The 24419-nt window shown below is 61.8% G+C and carries 21 protein-coding genes and 1 pseudogene; 11 read left to right on the top strand and 11 right to left on the bottom strand.

Features of this window, described 5'->3' with window-relative positions; translation table 11 throughout:
- Window positions 1–98 precede the first annotated feature (98 nt).
- From QF043_RS22025 to QF043_RS22000, 6 genes are all read right to left on the bottom strand, one after another.
- Window positions 99–2540 carry a penicillin acylase family protein gene (locus QF043_RS22025; protein WP_307420180.1) on the bottom strand — a complete coding sequence of 814 codons (2442 nt, stop codon included), beginning with the start codon at window positions 2538–2540 and terminating at the stop codon, window positions 99–101.
- A 207-nt stretch (window positions 2541–2747) separates the two neighbouring features.
- A complete protein-coding gene (locus QF043_RS22020) occupies window positions 2748–3392 on the bottom strand; it encodes a glutathione S-transferase N-terminal domain-containing protein (protein ID WP_307420179.1) in 645 nt (214 codons plus the stop codon).
- A 93-nt stretch (window positions 3393–3485) separates the two neighbouring features.
- The gene (locus tag QF043_RS22015) at window positions 3486–4271 is read right to left on the bottom strand and encodes an ABC transporter ATP-binding protein (RefSeq protein ID WP_307420178.1); all 786 of its coding nucleotides are present in this window, start codon (window positions 4269–4271) and stop codon (window positions 3486–3488) included.
- Window positions 4268–5326, bottom strand: coding sequence for an iron ABC transporter permease (locus tag QF043_RS22010; RefSeq protein ID WP_307420177.1), 1059 nt, complete (start codon window positions 5324–5326; stop codon window positions 4268–4270). Before QF043_RS22010 ends, QF043_RS22015 begins: the two co-directional genes overlap by 4 nt.
- A 156-nt stretch (window positions 5327–5482) precedes the next feature.
- On the bottom strand, window positions 5483–6598 hold the full coding sequence (locus QF043_RS22005; protein WP_307420176.1) for an ABC transporter substrate-binding protein: 1116 nt from the start codon (window positions 6596–6598) through the stop codon (window positions 5483–5485).
- 25 nt (window positions 6599–6623) lie between these two features.
- On the bottom strand, window positions 6624–9008 hold the full coding sequence (locus QF043_RS22000) for a TonB-dependent siderophore receptor (RefSeq protein WP_307420175.1): 2385 nt from the start codon (window positions 9006–9008) through the stop codon (window positions 6624–6626).
- Between the two features lie 197 nt (window positions 9009–9205).
- Here QF043_RS22000 and QF043_RS21995 point away from each other — a divergent pair, with 197 nt between their 5' ends.
- Both QF043_RS21995 and QF043_RS21990 read left to right on the top strand, forming a co-directional pair.
- Complete coding sequence (locus QF043_RS21995) at window positions 9206–9916, top strand: response regulator (protein ID WP_065929001.1); 711 nt, start codon at window positions 9206–9208, stop codon at window positions 9914–9916.
- On the top strand, window positions 9913–11298 hold the full coding sequence (locus QF043_RS21990; RefSeq protein ID WP_307420172.1) for an ATP-binding protein: 1386 nt from the start codon (window positions 9913–9915) through the stop codon (window positions 11296–11298). The genes QF043_RS21995 and QF043_RS21990 overlap by 4 nt, the downstream gene beginning before the upstream one ends.
- Window positions 11299–11423: 125 nt before the next feature.
- On the opposite strand, the gene QF043_RS21985 is transcribed toward QF043_RS21990, so the two are convergent.
- The 4 genes from QF043_RS21985 to QF043_RS21970 are packed head-to-tail and all read right to left on the bottom strand — an operon-like array spanning window position 11424 to window position 13109.
- Window positions 11424–11636 (bottom strand): SEC-C metal-binding domain-containing protein, encoded by a 213-nt coding sequence (locus tag QF043_RS21985; protein WP_082463548.1) that lies wholly within the window; start codon window positions 11634–11636, stop codon window positions 11424–11426.
- Entirely contained in the window at window positions 11633–12115 is a 483-nt protein-coding gene (locus QF043_RS21980) for an LEA type 2 family protein (RefSeq protein WP_305458407.1), read from the bottom strand. Before QF043_RS21980 ends, QF043_RS21985 begins: the two co-directional genes overlap by 4 nt.
- Window positions 12116–12136: 21 nt before the next feature.
- Window positions 12137–12607, bottom strand: coding sequence for a YchJ family protein (locus QF043_RS21975; RefSeq protein WP_307420171.1), 471 nt, complete (start codon window positions 12605–12607; stop codon window positions 12137–12139).
- Between the two features lie 4 nt (window positions 12608–12611).
- The gene (locus QF043_RS21970; protein WP_099485862.1) at window positions 12612–13109 is read right to left on the bottom strand and encodes a DUF6231 family protein; all 498 of its coding nucleotides are present in this window, start codon (window positions 13107–13109) and stop codon (window positions 12612–12614) included.
- Between the two features lie 190 nt (window positions 13110–13299).
- Here QF043_RS21970 and QF043_RS21965 point away from each other — a divergent pair, with 190 nt between their 5' ends.
- The 3 genes from QF043_RS21965 (at window position 13300) to QF043_RS21955 (ending at window position 15172) form a co-directional block, all read left to right on the top strand.
- Window positions 13300–13995 (top strand): OmpA family protein, encoded by a 696-nt coding sequence (locus QF043_RS21965; RefSeq protein WP_307420170.1) that lies wholly within the window; start codon window positions 13300–13302, stop codon window positions 13993–13995.
- A 132-nt stretch (window positions 13996–14127) separates the two neighbouring features.
- Entirely contained in the window at window positions 14128–14421 is a 294-nt protein-coding gene (locus QF043_RS21960) for a DUF1145 domain-containing protein (RefSeq protein ID WP_307420169.1), read from the top strand.
- Window positions 14414–15172 carry a collagen-like protein gene (locus tag QF043_RS21955; RefSeq protein WP_307420168.1) on the top strand — a complete coding sequence of 253 codons (759 nt, stop codon included), beginning with the start codon at window positions 14414–14416 and terminating at the stop codon, window positions 15170–15172. Before QF043_RS21960 ends, QF043_RS21955 begins: the two co-directional genes overlap by 8 nt.
- Before the next feature lie 105 nt (window positions 15173–15277).
- Here QF043_RS21955 and QF043_RS21950 read toward each other — a convergent pair whose 3' ends face one another.
- Window positions 15278–15742 (bottom strand): CopD family protein, encoded by a 465-nt coding sequence (locus QF043_RS21950; protein WP_099485858.1) that lies wholly within the window; start codon window positions 15740–15742, stop codon window positions 15278–15280.
- A gap of 99 nt (window positions 15743–15841) precedes the next feature.
- Here QF043_RS21950 and dinG point away from each other — a divergent pair, with 99 nt between their 5' ends.
- The 6 genes and pseudogenes from dinG (at window position 15842) to QF043_RS21920 (ending at window position 24352) form a co-directional block, all read left to right on the top strand.
- Window positions 15842–17986 carry an ATP-dependent DNA helicase DinG gene (dinG, locus tag QF043_RS21945; protein WP_307420166.1) on the top strand — a complete coding sequence of 715 codons (2145 nt, stop codon included), beginning with the start codon at window positions 15842–15844 and terminating at the stop codon, window positions 17984–17986.
- A gap of 114 nt (window positions 17987–18100) precedes the next feature.
- Window positions 18101–20398, top strand: a complete 2298-nt coding sequence (locus QF043_RS21940) for a beta-galactosidase (RefSeq protein ID WP_307420165.1) — start codon at window positions 18101–18103, stop codon at window positions 20396–20398.
- A gap of 82 nt (window positions 20399–20480) precedes the next feature.
- Window positions 20481–21626, top strand: coding sequence for a serine hydrolase domain-containing protein (locus QF043_RS21935; protein WP_307420164.1), 1146 nt, complete (start codon window positions 20481–20483; stop codon window positions 21624–21626).
- Window positions 21627–21769: 143 nt separating this feature from the next.
- Window positions 21770–22948, top strand: a complete 1179-nt coding sequence (locus QF043_RS21930; RefSeq protein ID WP_307420163.1) for an OmpA family protein — start codon at window positions 21770–21772, stop codon at window positions 22946–22948.
- Between the two features lie 28 nt (window positions 22949–22976).
- A pseudogene (pdxH, locus tag QF043_RS21925) lies at window positions 22977–23625 on the top strand (pyridoxamine 5'-phosphate oxidase).
- Between the two features lie 262 nt (window positions 23626–23887).
- A complete protein-coding gene (locus QF043_RS21920; protein ID WP_056857494.1) occupies window positions 23888–24352 on the top strand; it encodes a glycine zipper 2TM domain-containing protein in 465 nt (154 codons plus the stop codon).
- Window positions 24353–24419 lie beyond the last annotated feature (67 nt).

Here is a 24419-nt window from a genome sequence, read left to right as displayed (position 1 = left end):
CGATCAAATGTGGGAGCTGGCTTGCCTGCGATGGCGGTGTGTCAATCGATTAATTAGCGACTGACACACCGCCATCGCAGGCAAGCCAGCTCCCACAGTTACTTGCCGGGTGTGAGGGTCAAGCGGGTTTTCCCATACACCTTGTCAAAGTTCTGCGGCTGCATCGGGAAGCTCAGGTATTGCGCCTTGAGCGACGCATCGATGCCGTTCGCATAGTTCGGGCTGGCCGGGTTGCCGGATTGGCCGATGCCACCTTGACCCATCATCGGTTCGCTTTGGCTGAAGTCGACGATCATGCGCAGCGCCGGCACTTGGGTGGTCACAAAATCCTGCCCCCAGCTGTACGGCGCCGGGTTCAGGGTGTTGTGGTCGCCGCCACTGGCAAACGGGCCGCGGATCACCTGGCCATTGGTGTTTTTCCAGGTGGTGGTGTGCAGTTTGCCCCAGTGCCAGGCCTTGTGATCGCCACCCAATTGGCTGTCGCCAGCGGTGATGGCGGCGGCAAGGCTGCGGGCGAGGATCGCCGGCTTGTCTTCTTTTTGCGCGGTGCGCACGTCGTCCCAGAAGGGGCTGTCTTCACGGCCCAGCAGGTGGTCGGCGTTGGCGGAATAGGACAGGTTGGCGTTGCTGACAAAGGCTTTCCAGCTGGCGCTGTTTTCCGGGCCGAGTTCGTCGAGGAAGATCTGCCTGGTGCTTTCCTGCAGGAACAGCTCATAGATCGCCGCATCGGCGGAGTTCGGTGCCAGGCGGCCATCAAACGCCATCAAGCGACTGAGTGCCTCGCGGGCCTTCACGGCGTCGGCTGCCGGCAGCGCATCGATTGCCTGTTTCAGCGGCTGGGCCATGCCCGGCGCCTGGAACATGGTCTTGAGCTTGGCGGCAAACGAGGTGGTCTGGTCATACTGCATGGCGATCATGCTGCGGCTGTCATGCTTGCCGGCGTTGGCCAGTTGCGCCAGGCGCTCGCTGCGCTCCGGTGCGTCCCAGGAGTTGGACAACTGCATGCCGTAGCCGCGTGGCGCGGTGCGCTGGTTGGCCGTGCCGATCCAGCCTTGGGCCGGGTCTTGATCGTAAGGGTGCAGCATCGCGTCGGCGTAGCCGTCCCAGTCAAAGCGCGCGTCCCAGCCCGGCGAGGGCAGCAGGCCCTGGCCTTCGCGGCGGTTGGGGAAGCGGCCAGTGACTTGCCAGCCAATGCTGCTCGCGTCGGCAAACATCATGTTGAGGGCGATAGCGCGAATTTCCCGGGTCGCGTCCGAGGCCTTGCCGGCGCTTTGGGCGCGGGACAAGTCGAAGAATGCGTCCAGGCTCTTGTCGTCTTTGAGGTCGGCGGTTTGCAGGGCCAGGCCGAACCCGGTGGTGAGTGCCTGGCTGCTGTTGAGCAGGGCGCCGTGGCGGGTTTCGTACACCACTTCGCGAATCGGGCGCTGGCCCTTGGCGAAGTAGGTTTCGTTGCGCACGACGGCCGGTAGCCATTTGCCGTTGTTCTCGTAGTACAACGCGCTGCCTTGGCGTTTGACCTTCTCCAGGAACAGGTCCTGGGTGTCGCCTTTGACCGCGCTCATGCTCCACGCCACTTTGCCGTTGAAGCCGGACAGCAGGGTCGGCAAACCGGCAATCGAGACGCCGACCGCCTGGTATTTCGGCGCGCGGATCTGCACGTAGTTCCACGGCGACGGCGCTTGTGGCTGGGCCGCCAGGTCGCTGGCCAGCAGGCTTTTGCCACTGCGGCTGCGTTGCGGGCCGATGGCCCAGTTGTTGGAGGTGGTGACGGCCAGTGCGTTAAGGCTGTTCAACTGTTGGCCGACGCTTTCAAGCCCGGCAAGGCCGGTGACCTGGCCGAGGTTCACGCCCTTGAGCTTGTCGGCTTCGTCCATCGGGATCGGCTCGTCCGGCGCACTCGGCGTGAGCCAGGCGAGCTTGTCGGCCCCGACTTTCTGCGCCAGCACCAGCGACGAGAGTTCTTCCTGCAGGTTGCTCGACTCGCTGAAATTGAGCAGGCAGAACAACAGTGCCGAATCTTCCGGCTTCCAGTACTCGGGCTTGTAGCCGGTCTGGGCCAGGTCCGGCGGCAGCTTGTCGCGGTAGCGGAACAGGTAGGCATTGACGCCACGCGCATACACTTCAAAGAAGCGCTTGAGGCGCGGCGACGAAGCGTTATACAGCTCACCGGCGCTTTTTTTCAGGTTGACCGCGCGCATGAAACGGTCGACATCCAGCACCTCAGGCCCGGACATCTCCGCCAGGCGGCCTTGAGCCAGCAGGCGCAAAGTGACCATCTGCGTGATGCGGTCGCTGGCGTGTACATAACCGAGGCTGAACAGCGCGTCATGGAAGGTGTTGCTTTCGATCAACGGCATGCCCTGGGCATTGCGGCGCACCGACACATTCTGTGCCAGGCCCTTGATCGGTTGCACACCGGCCACCGGTGGCAGGGTGTCCTGGGTGCTCTGGAGCTGGCAACCGGCCAGGCTTAAAGCACTGGCCACTGCCGCGGCAACGCCGAACCGGGGGATAAAGTGTGAGAGGGCTGGCGAGGCCATGGCAAAGCTCCTGCGGGGGTAGCGTCATTAAAGGCGCTACGTTAGTGAGCGCGGCGAAACGACGCAAGCGGGAGTTTGAGTCTTGCGCAAATCAAATGTGGGAGCGGGCTTGCTCGCGAATGCGGTGTGTCAGTCAATGAAGGTCTGACTGAACCACCGCATTCGCGAGCAAGCCCGCTCCCACATTTGACCGAGCAAGACGTTGAATCAGGACTTGGGCGGATTCACTTTCTGCACCAGTTCATACGCCCGAACCGTCGCAGGCCGTTCCTTGATGCTGGTGAACCAGCGTTGCACGTGCGGGAAATCCTCCAGACGCTGGCTTTGCCACTTGTGGGAAACAATCCACGGGTAGATCGCCATGTCGGCGATGCTGTAGTCCTCACCCGCCACGAACGCTCGGTCGGCCAAACGGCGGTCCAGTACGCCATACAGACGGGCGGTTTCATCCACGTAACGTTTAATGGCGTAGGGGATTTTCTCCGGTGCGAACTGGCTGAAGTGATGATTCTGACCCGCCATCGGCCCCAGCCCGCCCATTTGCCAGAACAGCCATTGCAGCGCCTCTTGGCGGCCGCGCAGGTCTTTGGGGATGAATTGGCCGGTTTTTTCCGCGAGGTACAGCAAGATTGCGCCGGATTCGAACAGCGAAATCGGCGCGCCGCCGTCGGTCGGGCTGTGATCGACGATGGCCGGGATGCGGTTGTTGGGAGCGATCTTCAGGAAGTCCGGCTTGAACTGTTCGCCCTGGCCGATGTTGATCGGGTGCACCGTGTAGGGCAGACCGGCTTCTTCCAGGAACAGCGAGACTTTGTGACCGTTGGGGGTGGTCCAGTAGTACAGGTCGATCATGAAGCTCTCCAAATGAGCGAATGCCTGTCTCTATAGGTGATGATTGAAGGGCAATAATTCAATCAAATATTTACGTCTAACCTTAGAAACCCGTCACACCGCCCCATCGACCAACACCTGCAATGACTGCTGCGAGCAGCGCTCAATGCGCACCTGTACGCCATAGACCTGCGCGAACAACGCCGGGTCGAGCACCTCATCCGCCACGCCGCTGGCGTACAACCGGCCCTGACGCAGCACGGCAATATGGTCGGCGAAGCGTGCAGCCAGGTTGATATCGTGCAGCACCACCACGGCGATCAAGTTGTGTTCGCGCACCAGCGCGCGCACGCAGTCCATGACTTTTAATTGGTAATTGAGGTCGAGCGCGCTGGTGGGTTCGTCGAGCAACATCACTTGCGGGCGCCGCGCAATCAGCTGCGCGAGGCTGACCAATTGGCGCTGGCCGCCGGACAACGTGCTCAGCAGTTGATCGGCCAAATGCGCGATGCCGATACGTTGCAATGCGTCGAAGGCTTCGCGCAGGCAGGCCTCGCTGGACAATGGAATACCGTCCACATTGGCCACCCGTAGCGCGGCGATCACGCTTTCCATCACGCTGAGGCTCAGGCCCGGCGGCAGGTTTTGCGGCATGTAAGTGACGCGGCGCGCACGCTCGGCCACCGACATGGCCGACAGGTCGAGGTCACCCAGCCTGACCACGCCTTGCATCTTTTCCAGCCCGGCAATGGCCCGCAGCAGCGTGGATTTACCCGCGCCATTCGGCCCGATCAAGGCGGTGAGGCTGCCGTGGGGCAGGGTCGGCAAGCTCAGCTCATGCACAATCTGCCGACGCCCGTAGCGGACAGTGGCGTTGTGTACCGATAACCCCGCACTCATAACTGCCTCCCGCGCTTGAACACCAACACCACAAAAATCGGTACGCCCACCAAGGCGGTGACGATACCCACCGGCACAATCACGCCGGGCATGATCAGTTTGCTGGCAATCGACGACAGCGCCAGCAGCAACGCGCCGGTCAACGCACTGGCGGGCAGCAGGAAACGTTGGTCTTCACCCACCAGAATCCGCGCAATATGCGGACCCACCAGGCCGATAAAACCGATGGTGCCTACGAACGCCACGGCAGTGGCCGACAGCAGGCTGATACGCAGCAACGAGAAAAACCGCAGGCGCTTCACGTCCACGCCAAAGCTTTGTGCGCGGTCTTCGCCCATGCGCAGCAGGGTCAGGCGCGGTGCGGCGGCGAAGGAAAACGGCAGCACCACGGCGACAACAAAGGCGAGGATGCCGAGTTTGTCCCAGTTGGCGCGGGTCACGCTGCCCAGGGTCCAGAACACCAGTTGTTGCAGCACGTCTTCGGTGGCCACCAGTTGCAGCAAAGCCACCACGGCGTTGCAGCTGAACACCAGCGCGATGCCGAACAACACCAAACTTTCCACCCCGGCGCCACGCAGGCGTGACATGGCTTGCAGCAAAAACACCGAGGCGGCGGCAAAGATAAACGCCGAAATCGAAATCGCGGTGTTGGCCGACACCCACAGCGTGGTCACCGGAAACACGATGACCAACGACGCGCCCAAGGCTGCCGCCGACGACACGCCCAGCGTAAACGGGCTGGCCAGCGGGTTATTGAGGATCGCCTGCATCTCGGCCCCCGCCAGCGACAGCGCGCAACCCACCAGCACCGCCATCAGCGCGTAGGGCAGGCGCACGTTCCAGATGATCACCTGGTCGGTGGCGCTCAGGTGCGACGGATGCAGGATGCCGTCGAGCAACGCCAGCAGGCCCATGCCTGACGGGCCGCTGGCCAGGTCCACCAGAATGGCGCAGACCAATGCGATGCCGAGCAGCGCCAGCAGCCAGGCACGCCGGGCCAGCAAACGGCGATAGCCGTGAGTGGCGTTGGCAAGGTCGAGGGTTTGAGTGGTCATGGGGCTCACAAGGTCTTAAAAACAATGAACATCCAAATGTGGGAGCTGGCTTGCCTGCGATAGCGGAGTATCAGGCCCATGATTTAGTGACTGACACACCGCTATCGCTGGCAAGCCAGCTCCCACACTGACTGCATTTATGCAGGGCGATAGGGGTTACTTGGCCTTGGCGTCAATCCAGTAAGCACCCTGCAGCGGCATCCCCAAAAACTGCTGGTTGATCTGTTCCATAGTCGCTTGCGGGTCGAGCTTGGCGAACAGTTCCGGGTGCACCCATTTGGCCAATACCTCAATCGCCAGCAAGTTGTACGGCGAGTTGTAGAAGTCATGCCACAGGCCGTGGGCATTGCCCGCGCGGATGGCACGCAGGTTGGCGAACTCCGGCCGCGCCAGCACACGATCAAACGCCTCGCGGGCTTCATCTGTGCTCACGCCAGCGCCGAGCATCAGCCCCGGTGTGTGATTGCCGGTGGCCACGTACACATCCGGGTCGGCTTTAAGCGCGTATTCGACACTGATATCCCCCAGCGCACCCGGCACCACGTCGGCGGCGATATTGCGCCCGCCGACCAGCTTGATCACTTCACCCATGCCGCTTTTGCCGGTGGTGTGCCCCGGCGCCTGCCAGGCACCGGCCAGCAATTCGAGGAACACACTCGGGCGCGGGCCGGCAGGCAAGGTGGCAACGGCGTCGGTGATGGCCTTGATGTGCTGGTCATAGAAACCCAGGAACGCCTTGGCCTGGGCTTCGCGGCCCAAGGCCTGGCCCAGCGCGTTCATGCTGGTGTGGGTGCCTTGCACCGGGTTGATCCGAAAGTCGACGAACAACACCGGGATGCCGGCCTTGGCCAGCACGTCTGCCACCGCGCTGTGTTCGGTCGGGCCGTGGCCCGAAATGCTGAACACCGCCAGATCCGGTTTCAGCGAGAGAATTTCCTCGGCGCTGACACTCTGCTCCGACGCTTGCCCGATCAACGGGATGTCTTTGACCGTAGGAAACTTCGCCACATAGGCGTTGTAAGTGTGCTGGTCCAGCAGCTTCAAATCGTTCTGCCAGCCGACGATGCGCTGGAACGGCGCGTCCTTGTCGAGCAAGGCAAACGCCGAAATCAAGCGGCCTTCGCCGAGTACCACCCGTTTGACGTCGTCTTTGATCTCGACCTTGCGGCCCAGCACGTCGGTGACTTCATGGGCGGCGGCAGTTTCGGCGTGGCCGAGGACCAGCGCGGCGCACAGCACGCCGAGCTTGAGCACGTTACGAGGTTTGAACATGGAAAGGACTCCGGGTGAGGGGCAATCAGAATTCATAATCGACACTGGCGGTGAGCGTGCGACCGGCGCCTGGGATGCCGTAGAGCTGGAAGCCGTCGAGGGATGCGCCGACCTGGCTGTAGTAGAACGTGTTGAACACGTTGTTGAGGTTGAGGTTGACCGTGGTGTCCTTGTTCACCTTGTATTGCGCCGCCAGGTTGCTCAGCCAGTAACCCGGGGCTTTTTCGTGGTCGCGTGTGTAGATCGCATACACGCCGGACGGGCCATTGGCGTAGCTGCTGTTGTTGTTCAAACCGCCGACATATTTGTTGTCGCTGTAGCGACGACGGCCCACGTATTGCTCGCCGTAGCTGAGGCTCAGGGCGTCGGTGACGGCGTAGGTGGTCCACAGGTTGGCGGTCAGGTCCGGGACGTTCTTGGCTTCCGCGCCTTTATTGATGCCTTTGGTCTGCGTGCTTTTGAGCGCCGAAAAACCGGTGTAGGCGGTCCAGCGCGGGGTGATGTTGCCTTGCAGGCCGAGTTCGATGCCGTCCACACGCTTGGCGGGCAGGGCGCGCACCGGCGCGGATTCGCCGTCCTGGTATTCCCAGGCGTTGTCCAGTTCGGTGCGGAAGATCGCCGCCGTGACATTGAGCATGTCGTGGGCAATGTCCCACTTGGTGCCGATCTCGTAGGTTTTCGACTTGGCCGGGCTGTAGTTGCTGGTGGTGGACGCGCCGTAGATCTGATTGTTGGTGGACGCGCCCAGTGCCGACGGTTGCGCCGCCTCGCTGTAGGACACGTAGATGCTGCCGTTCGGCAATGGCTTGTACACCGCGCCGACGCGACCGCTCAGCGCGCCGTCGGTGCTGCTGATGTCGGCCTGGCCGCGCTGGCGGGTTTGCGCGCGCCAGTTGTCGTAGCGCAGCGAGCCAAGCACTTGCCATTGTTCGTTGAGGGTGACGGTGTCGCCCGCGTAGACACCGGCGTTATCGATCACCGAGCGCGGGTCGCCTTCGCCCTTGGTCACGTAGGTGCTGGCGAAGCTGTGGCTGGGGTCGTTCATGTTGAAGAACAGGTCGCCGGCCGGCACTTCGGCGTTGCGTTTCAGACCGCCATACGTCTCGTGATAAAACTCCAGGCCGCTGACCACGGCATGCTGCAGGCTGCCGGTGTTGAACGTGAAGCTGAAGTCGGTCTGGTTATCCAGGATGGTGTAGCGCTTGGACAAGCCAAAGTCGCTGCCTCGCAGAATGCCGTAGCCGGTGTTGCTGTTATTTACGTAGTCGGTGTAGGCATTTACCGTGCTGCCGGGCACTTGGCTGATTGGGCCTACGCCGGTGTAGCCCAAGGTCGCACAGCGGGCGCCGCTGCAGGTTTTTTTGCCGCTGGCGTCGGCGGCGAAGAAGCGTGCCGGCGACAGCACGGCGAAGTTGTCGCTGCGTTCCCAGCGGGTCTGGTTGCGCAGGTGGGCCTCGTTCCAGTCAACGTCATGCTCGAAGCGGGCGGTCAGCGAGGTGGTTTCGTTCTCCTGCGTATACAGGCTGGAGTCGCCGTACCAGCCGGAGCGTTTGACGCCGGGCATGCGGTGGCCGTCGGTGCCACGTTGGATCGGTACGCCGCCGTCCGGGGTGTTGGTGTCTTTCTGGTAGAAAGTGTCGACGAAGAAACGCGTGTCGGTGCCCAGGCCGAAGCCGAACGAGGTGGCGATACCCCAGCGGTCGTAGTCCACGTCATCGCGGTCGGCCACTTGGTTGTAGTGCTTCATCAGGTTGATGCGCACGGCGGTGGTGTCGTTCAGCTGTTTATTGAGGTCGGCGGTGAGGCGACGGTAGCTGTCGGTGCCGATCCCGGCGGACACCTTGTTGGCATCGCCCAGGTGCGCTTCTTTGCTCACCAGGTTAACGCTGCCGCCCACGGCGGAAACGCCGGACTCGATCGAGCCGGTGCCCTTGAACACTTCGGCCTGTTGCAGGTTGAAAGTGTCGGTGCGCGTGGACATGCCCGCATCACGCACGCCGTCGACGGTCAGGCTTTGCTCGGAGGAAAAACCGCGAATCGAAAACAGATCGCCCCAGCCCAGGTTGCCTTCGCCGGACATGAAGGTGATGCCGGGCACGTTGCGCAACACTTCCTGCAGGGTCTGCGCGTTCTGTTCCTTGAGCACCTGCTGCGGCACGATGGTCACGCTTTGCGGGGCGTCGAGCAGCGGCTGGCTGATTTTGGCCGAGGTCACACGGTCGACTTTGAAGGTGGAGCTGGCTTCCTGGCCGTCGACCGTGATCTGCGGCAGGCTCACCACCGAATCATTCGGCGCGGCGGCCGGCGCATCGGCCCAGGCGGTCGGCGCAACACTGCCGGCGGCGAGGAAACCGAACATCGGTGCCAGGGTTGTGTGCAGCGTGTGACGTTGGGGCGTGGGCAGTGACATAGGTGATGATCCGAGTCTAAATTACAATTACTCTCATTCAGGTTCGGTAGTCTAAAGAGCGATTCCGCCTGCCATGCCCTGGCTTTGTATCGCTAGTGCGTGATTATGGTTTCCCACAACATTCCATTACATTTGCGTGTATCGCTGGATGAACGTTCGGCTATCTCCTGCGTTTTGAGTTTTCGGATTGACTGCCCATGGCCAAGCTTGACCACCTGCTGATCGTTGATGATGACCCGCAAATCCGTCAGTTGCTCTGCGACTACTTGAGCGACGCCGGTTTTCAGGTGTCCACCGCCGCCGACGGCAAGGAAATGCGCCGCCGCCTGGCGCTGAATGTGATCGACCTGATCGTGCTCGACGTGATGCTGCCCGGCGAGGACGGCTTGAGCCTGTGCCGCGAACTGCGCGTCAGCTCCAACACGCCGGTGGTGATGCTTACCGCCAAAGGCTCGTTGATCGACCGCATTGTTGGCCTGGAAATCGGCGCCGATGACTACCTGCCCAAACCGTTCGATCCGCGTGAGTTGTTGGTGCGGATCAAGGTGGTGCTGCGCCGGGTGCAGAGCTTTCCGGACCGCGCGCGGCTGGACGAGGCGCCGAGCATCCGGTTCGCCGGCTGGCAACTCGACACACGGGCGCGGCAATTGCTCACGCCCGAGGGCGTGGTAGTGAGCCTGGGTAACTCCGATTACCGCGTGCTGCGCCTGCTGCTGCAGCACCCCAACCGGCCCTTGAGTCGCGACTTTTTGCTCAACCATGTCTTCGACAAGGACAGCACACCGTTCGACCGCTCCATCGACGTGTGCGTCAGCCGACTGCGCTCGCAGCTGCCGGCAGGGCTGATCAAAACCGTGCGCAACGAGGGCTACATGCTCACCGCCGATGATGTGGTGCTGGAGTCGTGAGACTGCTGCCGCGTTCGCTGTTCGGGCGGCTGGTGCTGATTCTGGTCAGCGGCATGCTCGCGGCCCAAGCGCTGACCAGCAGCATCTGGTATGACCGTCGGCATGGCCAGGTGCTGGAAATTCCTGCACGACTGATCGCCACGCGCCTGGCAGATGTGGTGCGCCTGGTGCACAACGACCCGCAGCAGGCCGACCAGTTGATCAGACTGCTCAACACCCCGCATTTTCAACTGACCTTGAGCGATCAGGCCAGCCACACCCCCAGTACGCTGACCGACAGCGACCGGCCCACCGAGCGGCTGATCAAGAAAGTGCTGACGGAGAAAACCGGTTATGCCCAGACCCTGATGTTGTTGCGCCTGTCTCTGGTCGATGGCGAAGGGCAAAGCGCCGGGCTCTCGACCCTGCTCAGTTCCAAGCCGGTCATCGGGCAGTTCCTGATCGACCTGCGCTTGTCCGATGGGCGCTGGTTGCAGGTGGACGCCAGCGAAGAGCAGGGCTGGACCAGCACGTCGCCGCTGGACGTGCTGTTCGACTACGTGATGCGCATCTATTTGCTGCGCGTGCTGGTGCTGGTGATTATCGCGCTGGTGGCGGTGCGCCTGGCCATTCGCCCGCTCAACGCCTTGGCCAGGGCCGCCGAAGCCTTGGGTCGGGATATTCAGCGCCCGCCCTTAGCGTTGGACGGCCCCACCGAAGTGCGCCGCGCGGCCCAGGCGTTTAATGCGATGCAGCAACGGCTGATTGCCAATATTGCCGAGCGCACGCGCTTTCTGGCGGCGATTTCCCACGACCTGCGCTCGCCGATCACCCGCCTGCGCCTGCGCACCGAGATGCTCGAAGACACGCGCACCAAGGAGCGTTTTCGCAGCGACCTGGAAGAAATGGAACACATGGTCTCCAGCACTCTGGATTTTGTCAGCAGCGGCGAAATCAACGAGACGCGGCAGAACATCGACATCAATGCCTTGCTGCAAAGCCTGCAGGCCGACCTGGAAGACGTGGGCGAAAGCGTGACCCTTGTCGGTCGCGCCCGGCAACCGCTGCCGGGCTATGCGCGCAGCCTCAAGCGCTGTGTGCAGAACCTGCTGGAAAACGCGGTGCGTTATGGCCGAGACGTGGTGGTGCGTGTTGAGGATCAGGCGGACAGCCTGAAAATCGTCATCAGTGACCGTGGCCCGGGGATTCCCCAGGAACAGTTGGAGCAGGTGATGGAACCGTTTTACCGGGTCGAAGGCTCACGCAACGCCGACACGGGCGGGTATGGGTTGGGGCTGAGCATTGCGCACACCATTGCGCGGGCGCATGAGGGGCGGTTGAGTTTGAGTAATCGGGAAGGCGGGGGATTGGAGGTGGTGTTGCAGTTTCAGAGAAAGCCCTGACCTCAAATGCTGAGCAAATGTGGGAGCTGGCTTGCCTGCGATAGCGGTCTGACAGTTATACCTGTGTCAGCTGACCCACCGCCATCGCAGGCAAGCCAGCTCCCACACTGACTGCATTCAGGGCATCAGGCCCCGTGGCACTTCTTGAATTTCTTCTCACTGCCGCACGGGCACGGATCGTTGCGACCCACGTCCTTCAACGCGTTGCGCACCGGCTCCTGGTGAGCGTGGCCGCAGTTCGGGCCGTGGACATGGCCGTGGTCGTGATCATGGCCGTGATCATGGTGATCGTGATCGTGGTTGCAGTCAGGACCATGGACATGGGGTTGCTGAGTCATCGATGTCGCTCCGGAATAAAATCGCCGGGGATTATCTCGCCATTGTGGGCGACCTGCACGTCATTACCGATGAATAATCCGGTTTTCAGCTCGCCTTCCAGGCGATAGGGCACGGGTTTAGTCGGGTTTTTGAGCATTTGCACCACATCGCGGATCTGCGGCCAGAGGTTGGTGCGCACCTTCACCCGAAAAAAACCATGGCTGCGTGGCGGTATGGTCAGCCATTCATTGGACTCGCCTTCGGTGAGCACAAAACCGCCCAGGCTGACCTTGTAGATCAGGCCGCGCACCGTGAGGTCGGCATCGTCGCGGTTGTCGACGCGAAACCACAGTTTGAATTTCTGCTCCAGCAGCTTGGCCCGTACCACCTCGACTTTCACCAGGGCGATGTGGGGCGTAGGCGTATCGTCTTCGAACCACGACGCGCAGCCAGTGAGGCTCAGGGTTAACGCCAGCATCAAGCTGTACATCCTAAGCATGGCGTTTTCCCTGTGAGGTGATTAGAGGTAGCTGGAACAGCACTTCTTGAATTTTTGGCCGCTGCCGCACAAACATACATCATTGCGCCCGACCTTCACTTCAACCGTCGGGTCGATGAAGTACCAGCGCCCGTCATTCTGTACGAAAGAAGACTGCTCACGGTGGCTGTGTTCGCCGGTGCTGTCATGCCAGCGTGCGGTAAAGGTCACGAATGCGTGTTCCGGCTGGCCGCCGAACACTTCCGAACTTTCCACCTCCAGGCCCAGCCAAGTGCTCTGCGCGCTCCAGGCGCTGATCGCGGTGCGGTCCAGGCCAGCTTGCTGCGCAGGCACGGTGGTGGCCACCAGGTAGTCCACCAGGCCCAGCACGTAGGCGCTGTAGCGCGAGCGCATCAGCGCAGTGGCGCAGGGCGCGGGGTGGCCGGCGTGATAGTGGCCGCAGCAGGCATCCAGCAGGTTACCGCTGCCGCAGGGGCAAATGGATGTACTCATCGGGTTACCACCAATACTTTCCAAAATTTTCCGGGTTGGCCCAGAAACGGGCGTTGAGCCAGTCGGGCACCTGTTTATAGTCAAGCAGATCATAGGTAAACAGCGTCAGCACCTGCTCATCACGCTGGAAACGCTCGCCGGCTTGCAGCGCGAGGGAGAAGAAGTCGGTGTCCTTCCAGTCGCAGGCGTTCAGGTCCGCCAGCACCGCAATGCGGCTGCTATTAAGGTTGCGAATCCCGCCGAGCAGGGTCAGGCCTTGCGGTTTTGACAGGTGCTCCAGGCAGTCGACCACCAGCGCCAGGTCAAAACGCTGCGCCGCCAGTTCCGGCGGCAACGGCCCGGGCGGGGCGACGGCGACGACAGTGTCAGGATGCTCGGCTTGAAACGCCTCCAGCGCCGGGAACTGGCTGGCGCCCAACAGCAACAGGCGTTTGGGCCGGTGCAAATCGAGCAAAGCAGCCAGGGCTTGCTGGGGTGTACGGGAAGAAATACCAGCGGTCATCACAGATCCTCACATCAGAACCCTAGAGACTAGCGCGGCTGAGCGTGCGGGCCTAGAGCGGGCGGCGGCGAAAAGTCCTACAAGTGCGGCGATCCTCAATGAAACCGGGGGTGTAGCGTACTGGCGCAGATGAAAAGAGCGGTCTTTACTCCACCTGTCGGCCCCCGCCGATACCCTCAGGAGAAATCACATGAGCATCATGCGGACAGCTCTACCCTTGGTTCTGCTAACCGGAGTATTGACAGGTTGCGCAGGGTTGCAAAAAACCGATTGGCCCACCTGTGCTGCAGTCGGTGGTGTGACGGGCGCCGCGATTGGCGCTACTGAAAGTTCAGCGTATGCAGGCGCAGGCGCGCTGTTGATCGGCGGCATGGCCGGCGCCTATTGCTGGGTGCATGGCGATGGCGACGAAGATGGTGACGGTGTGCCGGACAGCCGCGACAAGTGCCCTGGCACGCCAAAAGGCGTGCAGGTCGATGCCAACGGTTGCCCACCCGTACCGCCGGCCGCAGTGGTTGAGGAAGTGGTGGTGGTCAAGGAAGAAACCATCGTGATTCGTGACGTGCACTTCCAGTTCGACTCCGCCAAGCTGACGGCCGCGGACAAAACCAAGCTCGACACCATCGCCACGCGCCTGAAACAAGAAGCCCCAGGCGCGCAGCTGCGGGTCAGCGGGCATACCGATAGCGTCGGTAAAGATGCCTACAACCAGAAGCTCTCGGACAAACGCGCCCACTCGGTGACGGATTACCTGGTCAGCTCCGGTGTGCCTCGCAGCAACTTTGTCTCGGTGACCGGTGCCGGCGAAAGCCACCCAGTGGCCGACAACAAAACCGCTGAAGGGCGTGCGTTGAACCGTCGCGTGGAAATCCACATCAACCGCTGACAGCCCCTGCCCCTGCGGGCGCCGCAGGGGCAGTGCCGGCGAGCCCTGGCAAGTTTTTTCATCCTTCACTGGCATATCGCCTGCAGAAGTCGGTACTGTGCGCCCAAAGAATAATAGGCAGGGGCATGCGGGATGAAGGTGTTTTGGGGGCTGGGGAAGTTTCTGACGTTGCTGTTCTGGGTGGTGGTGCTGGTCAACCTGTTCCGGCCGCTGACCAATCCGTTTCACCTGTTGGTCAGTCTGGCCGGCAGTCTGTTGTTGCTTACCCACCTGTTTGAATTGCTGTTGTTCAACAGCAGCTTGAAACACCGTGCCCACCCTTGGCGTGACCGCTTGCAGATTCTGCTGGTGGGGATGTTCCATGTGCGGGGCCTGTCGGCGCCTGCAACGGTTAATGAAACGAACAAGGAGGCCAATCATGCATAAGGTTTTTCTGTTGGCCCTGTTGGTCAGCCCCATTGCTCTGGCGCAGAGCGTCAGTGTCGAAACCAACTCGCTGATGCGCCTGCCCAGCAGCACCAGCGTGTTGCAACTGGAGCGCCTGGATGTGGCGGACTACGGCACATTGCTGGTGCCGGCCACCATCAGCCAAGTGACCGTGGATGAGCTGCACCTGGGCCGTGAGGCGCGCATCACCATCGCCCCCGGCAATACCGCGCTGCAATTGCAGGTGCGTAATGCGCAGCTGGAGCATGGCAGCCAGATTACGTCGCGCGGGGCTCCCGGTACCCACGAAAAACCGGCCAAGGCTGGGCGTGACCTGGTGCTGCGCATTAACGCGCTGACCGCCGATGAGCTGTCGGTGGACGCCCGTGGCGGCGCCGGTGCCCAGGGTTATGCCGGCCTGGATGGCGCCAACGGCGTGGACCCGGGTTGCACCTGGGGTTCCGCCGGGCGTGGTGCCAATGGCGATAACGGCGGCGACGGCCTGCCGGGCGCGTCGGGGGCGACTGTGCGGGTCGAGCTGCCACAGAGCTTCCCGGCTGAGCAGATCAAGGTCTGGGTCGACGGCGGGCCGGGCGGCTTGGCCGGTACGGCGGGTAAGCCGGGCAAAGGCGGGCAGTCCAAGGGCTGCCTGGTGTACCGCGCCGATGGCGGCGATAAAGGCCGGCCAGGGCTGGAAGGCCAGCCGGGGCCGGCTGGGCCTGCGGGCGCTGTGACCATTCAGCGGTTGTGAGTCGCTTGAACTGACGCTATCGCGGGCAAGCCCGGCTCCCACAGGTTGGAATGCATTCCAAATGTGGGAGCCGGGCTTGCCCGCGATGGCGGACTAACAGCCGCCTCAGAACATCGGCCGCGCCGAAGCAATCGCCACCACCACCAACCCCACAATCAAATTGATCCCTACCAATTTGCGGATCTGGCCCAGCGCGGCCGCACCCGTCGGCCAATCCTCAGCCGCCACCGCTGCGCGCAGTTCCGGGAACTTCAGTGCCTGGATGCGGATAAACAGCGCCGTCATCACCAGGTACAACCCCATCATCACCTGTACATAGCGCGGCGCAGTCTCAAAACCACTGAAGCGCAGTTGCAACAGGCCAATGCCGCTGATCGGCAAAATCAGCACCGCGACCCAGACCCACACAAAAAAACGTTGAAACACATTTGCCCACAGCTTGAGCCGGGCGGGGCCCTCAAGTGCCGCCATAGCGGCGGGGCGCAGGATCATCCAGGCGAAAAACATACCGCCGACCCAAACCAGGGCGGCCAGTACATGCAGGGTGTAAGCGAGGCTAAACGCGGTCATTGTGGTACTCCGTTCTGCGCGGGATTAATTAGCGGGGTATGATAGCGGCCGATCCGAACCACTGAAAATTTATCCAGCGTTTTTTGCGCCCGACTATCCATGATCAGCACTGAACTCAAAACCACGATCCAGGGCGCCTATTCGCGTTTTCTCGAAGCCAAGCGCTTGAAACCGCGCTATGGCCAACGCCTGATGATCGCCGAAGTGGCCAAGGTCCTCGGGGATATCGACACCGACGACGAAGGTCGACGCAGTGGCGACCCTGCGATCGTGGCCGTCGAGGCCGGCACCGGCACCGGCAAGACCGTGGCCTACAGCCTGGCCGCGATCCCGACCGCCAAGGCCGCCGGCAAGCGCCTGGTGATCGCCACCGCCACCGTCGCCCTGCAGGAACAGATTGTCTACAAGGACCTGCCCGACCTGATGCGCAACAGCGGCCTGAACTTCACCTTCGCCCTGGCCAAGGGGCGTGGGCGCTACATGTGCCTGTCCAAGCTCGACGTATTGTTGCAGGAAGGCCACGCGCAAACCGCCACTGCCTCCTTGTTCGAAGAAGAAGGCTTCAAGATCGAGGTGGATGAAGTCAGCCAGAAGCTGTTTACCAGCATGATCGAGAAGCTGGCCGGCAATAAATGGGACGGCGACCGCGACAGCTGGCCCACGGCCCTGGAAGATTCGGACTGGGCACGCCTGACCACCGACCACAGCCAGTGCACCAACCGCCATTGCCCCAATTTCGGCCAGTGCGCCTTCTACAAGGCCCGCGAAGGCATGGGCAAGGTTGACGTGATTGTCACCAACCACGACATGGTACTGGCCGACCTGGCCCTGGGCGGCGGCGCGGTATTGCCCGACCCACGCGACACCCTCTACGTATTCGACGAAGGCCACCACTTGCCGGACAAGGCCATCGGCCACTTCGCCCATTACACGCGCCTGCGTTCCACCGCCGACTGGCTGGAAACCACCGCCAAGAACCTCACCAAACTGCTGGCCCAGCACCCGCTGCCCGGCGATTTGGGCAAATTGATCGAGCAAGTGCCGGAGCTGGCGCGGGAGATCAAGACCCAGCAGCAATTCATGTTCAGCGCCTGCGAGCAAGTCGCCGACTTCAAGCCCGGTGAAGACGTGGAGGGCCGTGAGCGGCCGCGCCACCGCTTTGTCGGCGGGCTGATCCCCGAGCATATGCGCGAAATGGGCATTGAGCTGAAGAAAGGCTTTTCACGCCTCACCGACCTGTTCACACGCCTCACCGACTTGCTCAAGGAAGGCATGGACGGCGAGGTCAATATCGGCATCGCCAGCAACCAGGCCGAGGAATGGTACCCACTGTTCGGCAGCCTGTTGTCGCGCTCCCAGGGCAACTGGGAGTTGTGGACCGCCTTCACCGTCGAAGACCCGGAAGACAACCCGCCGATGGCGCGTTGGCTGACCCTGTCGGAAAGCGGTGCGTTGTTTGATATCGAGGTCAACGCCAGCCCCATCCTCGCGGCCGAAATGCTGCGCCGCAATTTGTGGAACGTGGCCTATGGCTGCCTGGTGACCTCGGCCACGCTGACGGCCCTGGGCACTTTCGACCGTTTCCGCATGCGCGCCGGGTTGCCGAAAAAAGCGGTGACGGCCGTGGTGCCGAGCCCGTTCCACCATGCCGATGCTGGCGTGCTGCGCGTACCGGACCTCAGGGCCGACCCACGGGATGCGGCCGCGCACACGGCGGCGATTATTCGCGACTTGCCGGAGCTGGTCGAAGGGTCACGCGGCACGCTGGTGCTGTTTTCGTCGCGTAAACAGATGCAGGACGTGTTCGACGGCCTCGACCGCGACTGGCGCAAACAAGTGTTTATCCAGGGCAACCTGTCCAAGCAGGAAACCCTCAATAAACACAAGGCGCGGGTGGATGGCGGCGATTCCAGCGTGCTGTTCGGCCTCGCCAGTTTTGCCGAAGGCGTGGACTTGCCCGGCGCCTACTGCGAGCACGTGGTGATTGCCAAGATTCCGTTCTCGGTACCGGATGACCCGGTCGAGGCAGCCTTGGCCGAGTGGATCGAGGCGCGGGGCGGTAACCCGTTCATGGAAATCTCGGTGCCGGATGCGTCCTTGAAGCTGGTCCAGGCCTGCGGTCGCTTGCTGCGTACCGAGGAAGACCGCGGCACCATCACCTTGCTCGACCGCCGTTTGGTCACGCAGCGCTATGGCAAAGCTATCCTTAATGCCTTGCCGCCCTTCAGGCGCGAAATTTCTTAAGCCGCTAATTTCTTAAGCCACTGTGGGCGAAGTCGCCCACTTCGTGGTCTATCTCACTGCCAACGCTTTATGTCATCAGGCCAGTCACCGGCCGATTGGGAGAACCTTGTTCGTATGATTCGCACGCTGCCCGCTCTTTTTGCCTTGTTGTTCGCTGCGCCCTTGATGGCCGCGCCTGCCGGGCAACAAACGCTGTTCAACTTCGTCCGGCCTGCCGATGTGGTCAAGGTGGCGACCCAGGACGCCAGCCTGCCGCAATACAACGCCGAACAAACCCCCGAAGGCGAGGTGCTGCGCCGCATCACCTTCAACCCGGCGGCCGAGCCGAGCCTGGTGCTCAGCCCGCAAACTGGCGTGTGGGACTGGTCGCAGTCCGGCGCCATGAGCCTGCGTATCCAAAGCGCCATGGATTGGGCGTTGACCTTGTATGTCAAAGTCCAGAGTACTGACGGCAAGACCCTGGTCAGCCGCATCGACCTGCCGGCCGGCCCGGCCCAGACCCTGTTGATTCCGTTGCAGGCCAACTCGCCGCTGAGCCAGGGCATGAAGGCCGGCCCGCCGATGCCGATTACCGTGGACGGCCAGCGTGTATTGCTGGCCGCCAGTGCCGGCGAGATCGACCGCAGCCAGGTGGCCTCGGTCACCCTGTCGATGCTCAAGCCCAACGCTGCCCAAAGCATTTTGCTTGAGCGTTTTGGCGTGCAGGACAGCGAGCCGGTACTGAAGGCGGCCTACAGCGAACTGGTGGACGCGTATGGCCAATCTACCCGTGCGCGCTGGCCGGAAAAGGTCAGCAGTGACGAGCAACTCAAAGCCGCAGCGGCCAAGGAGCAGCAGCAGCTCAAGGGCTGGCTGGCCGAGCGCGACAAATCCGCTCTGGACCCATACGGCGGCTGGAACAAAGGCCCGGCGTTCGACGCCAGTGGTTTTTTCCGCACCGAGAAGCGTGACGGTCGCTGGTACCTGGTGACGCCGCAAGGCCATCCGTTCTATTCGTTGGGTGTTAACACTGTGGCGCCGGACAACAACCAGACCTACGTGGCCGGTCGTGAGTGGATGTTCGCCGCGTTGCCCAAGGCCGGTGAACCGTTCGACAAGTATTACGGCAGTGGCGACAACCGGGGCGGCAACGGTGCCGATCAAGGCCGGGGCTTCAGTGTAGGGCGTTGGTACGATTTCTACGGCGCCAACTTGCAACGTACCTACGGCGGCGAAGGTTTCGACCAGAAGCGCTGGGTCAGCCACACCCTCGACCGCCTGCAAGCCTGGGGCTTCAACACCGTGGGCAACTGGAGCGATGAGGACCTGGCCCGCGCCGACCGCGTGCCGTACACCTTGCCGCTGTCGATTGTCGGTGATTACGCCAGCATCAGCACCGGCACCGACTGGTGGGGTGGCATGCCCGACCCGTTCGACCCGCGCTTTGCCATGGCCACCGAACGCGCCGTGGCCATTGCCGCCCGCGACCACCGTGATGATCCGTGGCTGATCGGCTATTTTGCCGACAACGAGCTGGCCTGGGCCGGCCCCGGCGATGATCCAAAATCCCGTTACGCCTTGGCTTACGGCACGCTGCGCATGACCACCGATGTACCGGCCAAGCGCGCGTTCCTCAAGCAATTGCGCGACAAGTACCGTAACGAAGAAGGCCTGTCGAAAGCCTGGGGCATCCACCTGGCGGGTTGGGAGCTGATGGAAGACCCAGGCTTTGAGCCGCCGATGCCGAGCCCTGAGCACCCGGAAATCGAAGCCGACTTCAAATATTTCCAGAAGACCTTCGCCGATGCCTACTTCAAGACCATCTCCGATTCGTTGAAATGGCACGCGCCCAACCAGTTGCTGCTGGGTGGTCGGTATGCCGTCAGCACGCCCGAGGCCGTGGCGTCCTGCGCCCAGTATTGCGACGTGCTGAGCTTCAACATGTACACCTTGAAGCCACAGGATGGTTATGACTTTGCCGCCTTGCGCGCGCTGGACAAACCGGTGCTGATCACCGAGTTCAACTTCGGCTCGGCCGACCGTGGCCCGTTCTGGGGCGGCGTGACGCAGTTGGCCCGTGAAGAAGAGCGTGGCGTGGCGTACAGCAACTTCCTCAAGCAGGCTATGGCCGAGCCGTCGATTGTCGGCGTGCATTGGTTCCAGTACCTGGACCAGCCGGTCACCGGGCGCCTGCTGGATGGCGAGAACGGCCACTTCGGGCTGGTGGGCATCACCGATGTGCCGTTCCAGGGCTTTGTCGACAGCGTGCGTAAAAGCAACCTGGCGGCGGTCGACCAACTGGGCAAGGAGGCCGAAAAAGCCAAGGCGGCGAGCAAGGTTCGCGAGAACGAAGGCGGCAAGTCCGGGCATGAAGGCAAAGGCGCAGGGCAGGGCGCCGGGCATGCGGGTGGGCACTCTGGAAATGGCCATTGATTGATCATTGACGGGTTCACAAAACCTGTAATGACTGGAACAATGTCGGCCACTTCTTACGGTGTTTTCCAAGGCGGCTTAGGTGCAGATTCAGGGTCATTACGAGCTCCAGTTCGAAGCGGTACGTGAAGCGTTTGCCGCGTTGTTCGATGATCCGCAGGAGCGTGGTGCCGGGCTGTGTATCCAGATCGGCGGCGAAACCGTCGTCGACCTGTGGGCCGGTACCGCCGATAAGGACGGTGCCGAGGCCTGGCACAGCGACACCATCGTCAACCTGTTCTCTTGCACCAAGACCTTCACCGCCGTCACGGCCTTGCAGCTGGTTGCCGAAGGCAAGCTGAAACTGGATGCGCCGGTTGCCGACTACTGGCCCGAGTTTGCAGCGGCGGGTAAAGAAACCATTACCCTGCGCCAGTTGCTTTGCCACCAGGCCGGGCTGCCGGCGATTCGCCAGATGTTGCCGACCGAAGCCCTGTATGACTGGCCATTGATGGTCGACACCCTGGCGGCCGAAGCCCCGTGGTGGACACCGGGCGAAGGGCACGGCTACGAGGCCATCACCTATGGCTGGCTGGTTGGCGAGTTGCTGCGCCGGGCCGATGGGCGCGGGCCGGGCGAGTCGATTGTGGCGCGGGTTGCGCGGCCATTGGGCCTGGACTTCCATGTCGGTTTGGCGGACGAAGAGTTTTATCGGGTGGCACATATAGCGCGCAGCAAAGGCAATATGGGCGATGAAGCGGCGCAGCGGTTACTTCAAGTAATGATGCGCGAACCTAATGCCATGACTACCCGCGCATTTGCCAACCCACCGTCTATTCTGACCAGCACTAATAAGCCCGAATGGCGGCGGATGCAGCAGCCAGCGGCAAATGGTCACGGTAATGCGCGCAGCCTGGCGGGTTTTTATAGCGGATTGTTGGACGGTAGTTTGCTTGAGAGCGACATGCTCGAACAATTGACCCGCGAACACAGTATCGGGCCAGACAAAACATTATTGACTCAAACCCGTTTCGGTTTGGGGTGCATGTTGGATCAACCGCAACTGCCCAATGCCACCTTTGGCCTTGGCCCGCGTGCGTTTGGCCACCCTGGCGCCGGTGGTTCGGTGGGGTTTGCCGACCCTGAGCGCGATGTAGCATTTGGTTTCGTGACTAATACACTGGGCCCTTATGTACTTATGGACCCGCGTGCGCAGAAGTTGGTCGGAATATTCGCCGGTTGTCTGTAAAGAGCTTGCTGTTTCACGTTTTTTTGTTACAAAGGCAAGTATAAGAAGGCGCTGAACGAAATTGTGTAACTTTACTGTTCTCTAAGCGTCTGTTTAACGGGTCAACCAGGCCCCCCGTTTTTTTCTCATTTTGTGGATACCTCATGTTATCGAACAAGTCCTTGGCACTGGCGCTGTGCCTCACTATTACTGGCTGCGCACAAACTCCACAAAGTGATGCCGAAGGTGGGCACTGGTGGTCATTTGGATCTGACAAGGCTGCTACCAAGGACGCAGTGACCCAAACCGACACCAAGCCGGATGCCAAACCTGCCGCCGGCGCCAAGCCTGTCGAGCCTGTAGCCGCTACTGCTCCAGCGCCAGCGCCAGCTCCAGCGTCTGCACCTGCACCGGTAGCCAAGGCTGACACCGGCTTCAACTGGTGGCCATTCGCTTCCAAGCGCGCCGACGAAAAGGCGGCGGATGCCAAGGCCGACCTGAAAGCCGACCTCCAGGCCGCAATCCCCGCTTCCGCGCCGGATGCCGCGCCGGCTGTCGCCAAGACCGACACCGAAACCAAATGGTGGTGGCCGTTCGAAAGCAAGCCAAAGCCACTGGCCAAGGTCGATGTGACCAACGTGCAAATGCCCGACCCGAAAATCACCCAAGCCTGGCTGGATGATTATGAGCCGCGTCTGCGCGCCGCCATCAAGGACAGCAACCTGCAACTGGAACGTCGTGACAACGTACTGGTGGTGATTGCCCCGGTTGACGGCTCTTACAACCCGAAACGCCCGGCAATGCTGCTGCCGGTCACACTCGGCCCATTCACACGTGTTGCCAAGGCTGTTGAAGCTGACCCCAAGACCGCGGTTCTGGTCCTGGGTCACGTCGATGCCACAGGTACCGCCCCGGCCAGCCAGGCGTTGACCAAAGAGCGTGCGCAATCCATCGCGTCTATCTTCAGCCTCAGCGGCTTGAAGCAGGATCGCTTGATGCTGCGCGGCATGGGCGACCTTATGCCGCGTGCCGCCAACGACAGTAATCAGGGACGTGCGCTGAACCGTCGCATGGAAATCATGTTCACTCAGCGTACAACTATGTTGGCACTGCTGAGCAAGTACAACTCGGGCAAACCACCGGTCGCCGACATGGTCGCGGTGCAAACTGCGCCGGCCCCAGTACCGGCCCCGGCCGCGAAAAAAGCCGCCCCGGCGAAAAAGGCTCCGGCCAAGAAAGCCGCCGCCAAGCCCGCTGCGAAAAAAGCCGCTGCCAAGCCGGCCGCGAAGAAAGCTGCACCCAAGGCCGACGCGCCCGCAGCAAACGACCAGGCGAAAAACTGATCCGTTGAAACAAAAAGGATAAAACCGCATGACCCAGGCACTGGCCGATATGCGCCGTGACTACACACGAGACGGTTTGAGCGAGGCCCAGGCCCCCGGACGAGCCGTTTGCGTTGTTCCACCAATGGTTCGGCGATGCGGTGAAAACCGAGCAGCCGCCGGTGGAGGCCAATGCCATGACCTTGGCGACGGTCGACCAGGAGGGTCGCCCGCACTGTCGCATCCTGCTGCTCAAGGGCCTGGATGCACAGGGTTTTACCTTCTTCACCAACTATCAGAGTGCCAAGGGTGAACACCTTGCGGCACGGCCTTTCGCGGCCATGACCTTCTTCTGGCCGACCCTGGAGCGCCAGGTGCGCATCGAAGGGCGGGTGGTCAAGGTCACGCCTGAGGAGTCGGATGCTTATTATCAGGTCCGGCCGCTGGGTAGTCGTCTTGGTGCCTGGGCTTCGCCGCAAAGCCAGGTTATTCGGGACCGCCAGGCGCTGCAGGATTTGCTCAAGGCCACCGAACAGCGCTTCAGCGATACCCAGCCCGACTGCCCGGAGCACTGGGGTGGCTATCGTTTGTTGCCGGAGCGCATCGAATTCTGGCAAGGCCGCGCCAGTCGCCTGCATGACCGCCTGAACTATCGCCTGCAAGCGGGCGAGTGGACGCGCGAGCGCCTGGCGCCCTGAGCTTCACCTTTCGTCATTCCAGCTGAATGTTGATCATCACGCCGAAGTCTCTACACAGAGGCTTCGGCGTTTTTGTTTGCGTGACTACAATAAAGAGTGCTTCCAGGTGATTTTTGGATCAGGGCGGGAGCTACCGTTCGTCGAGTTTTCTGGTGCTGGCAGTCTGTACTCAGGCTGAATGAAAGCAATTTTGTGGCGTGCTTGCCGTGACAGGCGCCAAGCAGCGGCGTCTAATGAATACCTGTCCTTTGGAGTTGATGCTATGCGTAAGTCTGTTTTACTAGTTGCCTGCTTTACCACCTTGTCGTTGCTGTTGGGTGGCTGCGCCTCGAGTCTGACCGGCGACTCGTACTCCCGTGACGAAGCGCGTCGTGTACAGACCGTGCGCATGGGCACCATTGAATCCCTGCGTCCGGTGAAAATCGAAGGCACCAAGACCCCAATCGGCGGTGCTGCCGGTGCGGTTATCGGCGGTGTCGGTGGCAGCGCCATCGGCGGCGGCCGTGGCAGTATCGTCACCGCGGTGATCGGCGCGGTAGCTGGCGGCTTGCTGGGTTCGGCCACCGAAGAAGGCCTGACTCGCACCCAGGGCGTGGAAATCACCGTTCGCGAAGACGATGGCAGCATGCGCGCCTACGTTCAGGCCGTGGAGGAAAATGAAATCTTCCGCATTGGCGACCGCGTGCGCATCATGACGGTTAACGGTACCAGCCGTGTAACGCGCTAAGCGCTGGTGGTAGAAACGCAAAACCCCAACCCGGTGACGGGTTGGGGTTTTTTATTGCCTGCGACTT

It is taken from the genome of Pseudomonas sp. W3I7 (assembly GCF_030816095.1).
Taxonomy (GTDB): domain Bacteria; phylum Pseudomonadota; class Gammaproteobacteria; order Pseudomonadales; family Pseudomonadaceae; genus Aquipseudomonas; species Aquipseudomonas salomonii.
This window is presented reverse-complemented; position numbering and strand designations above follow the sequence as displayed.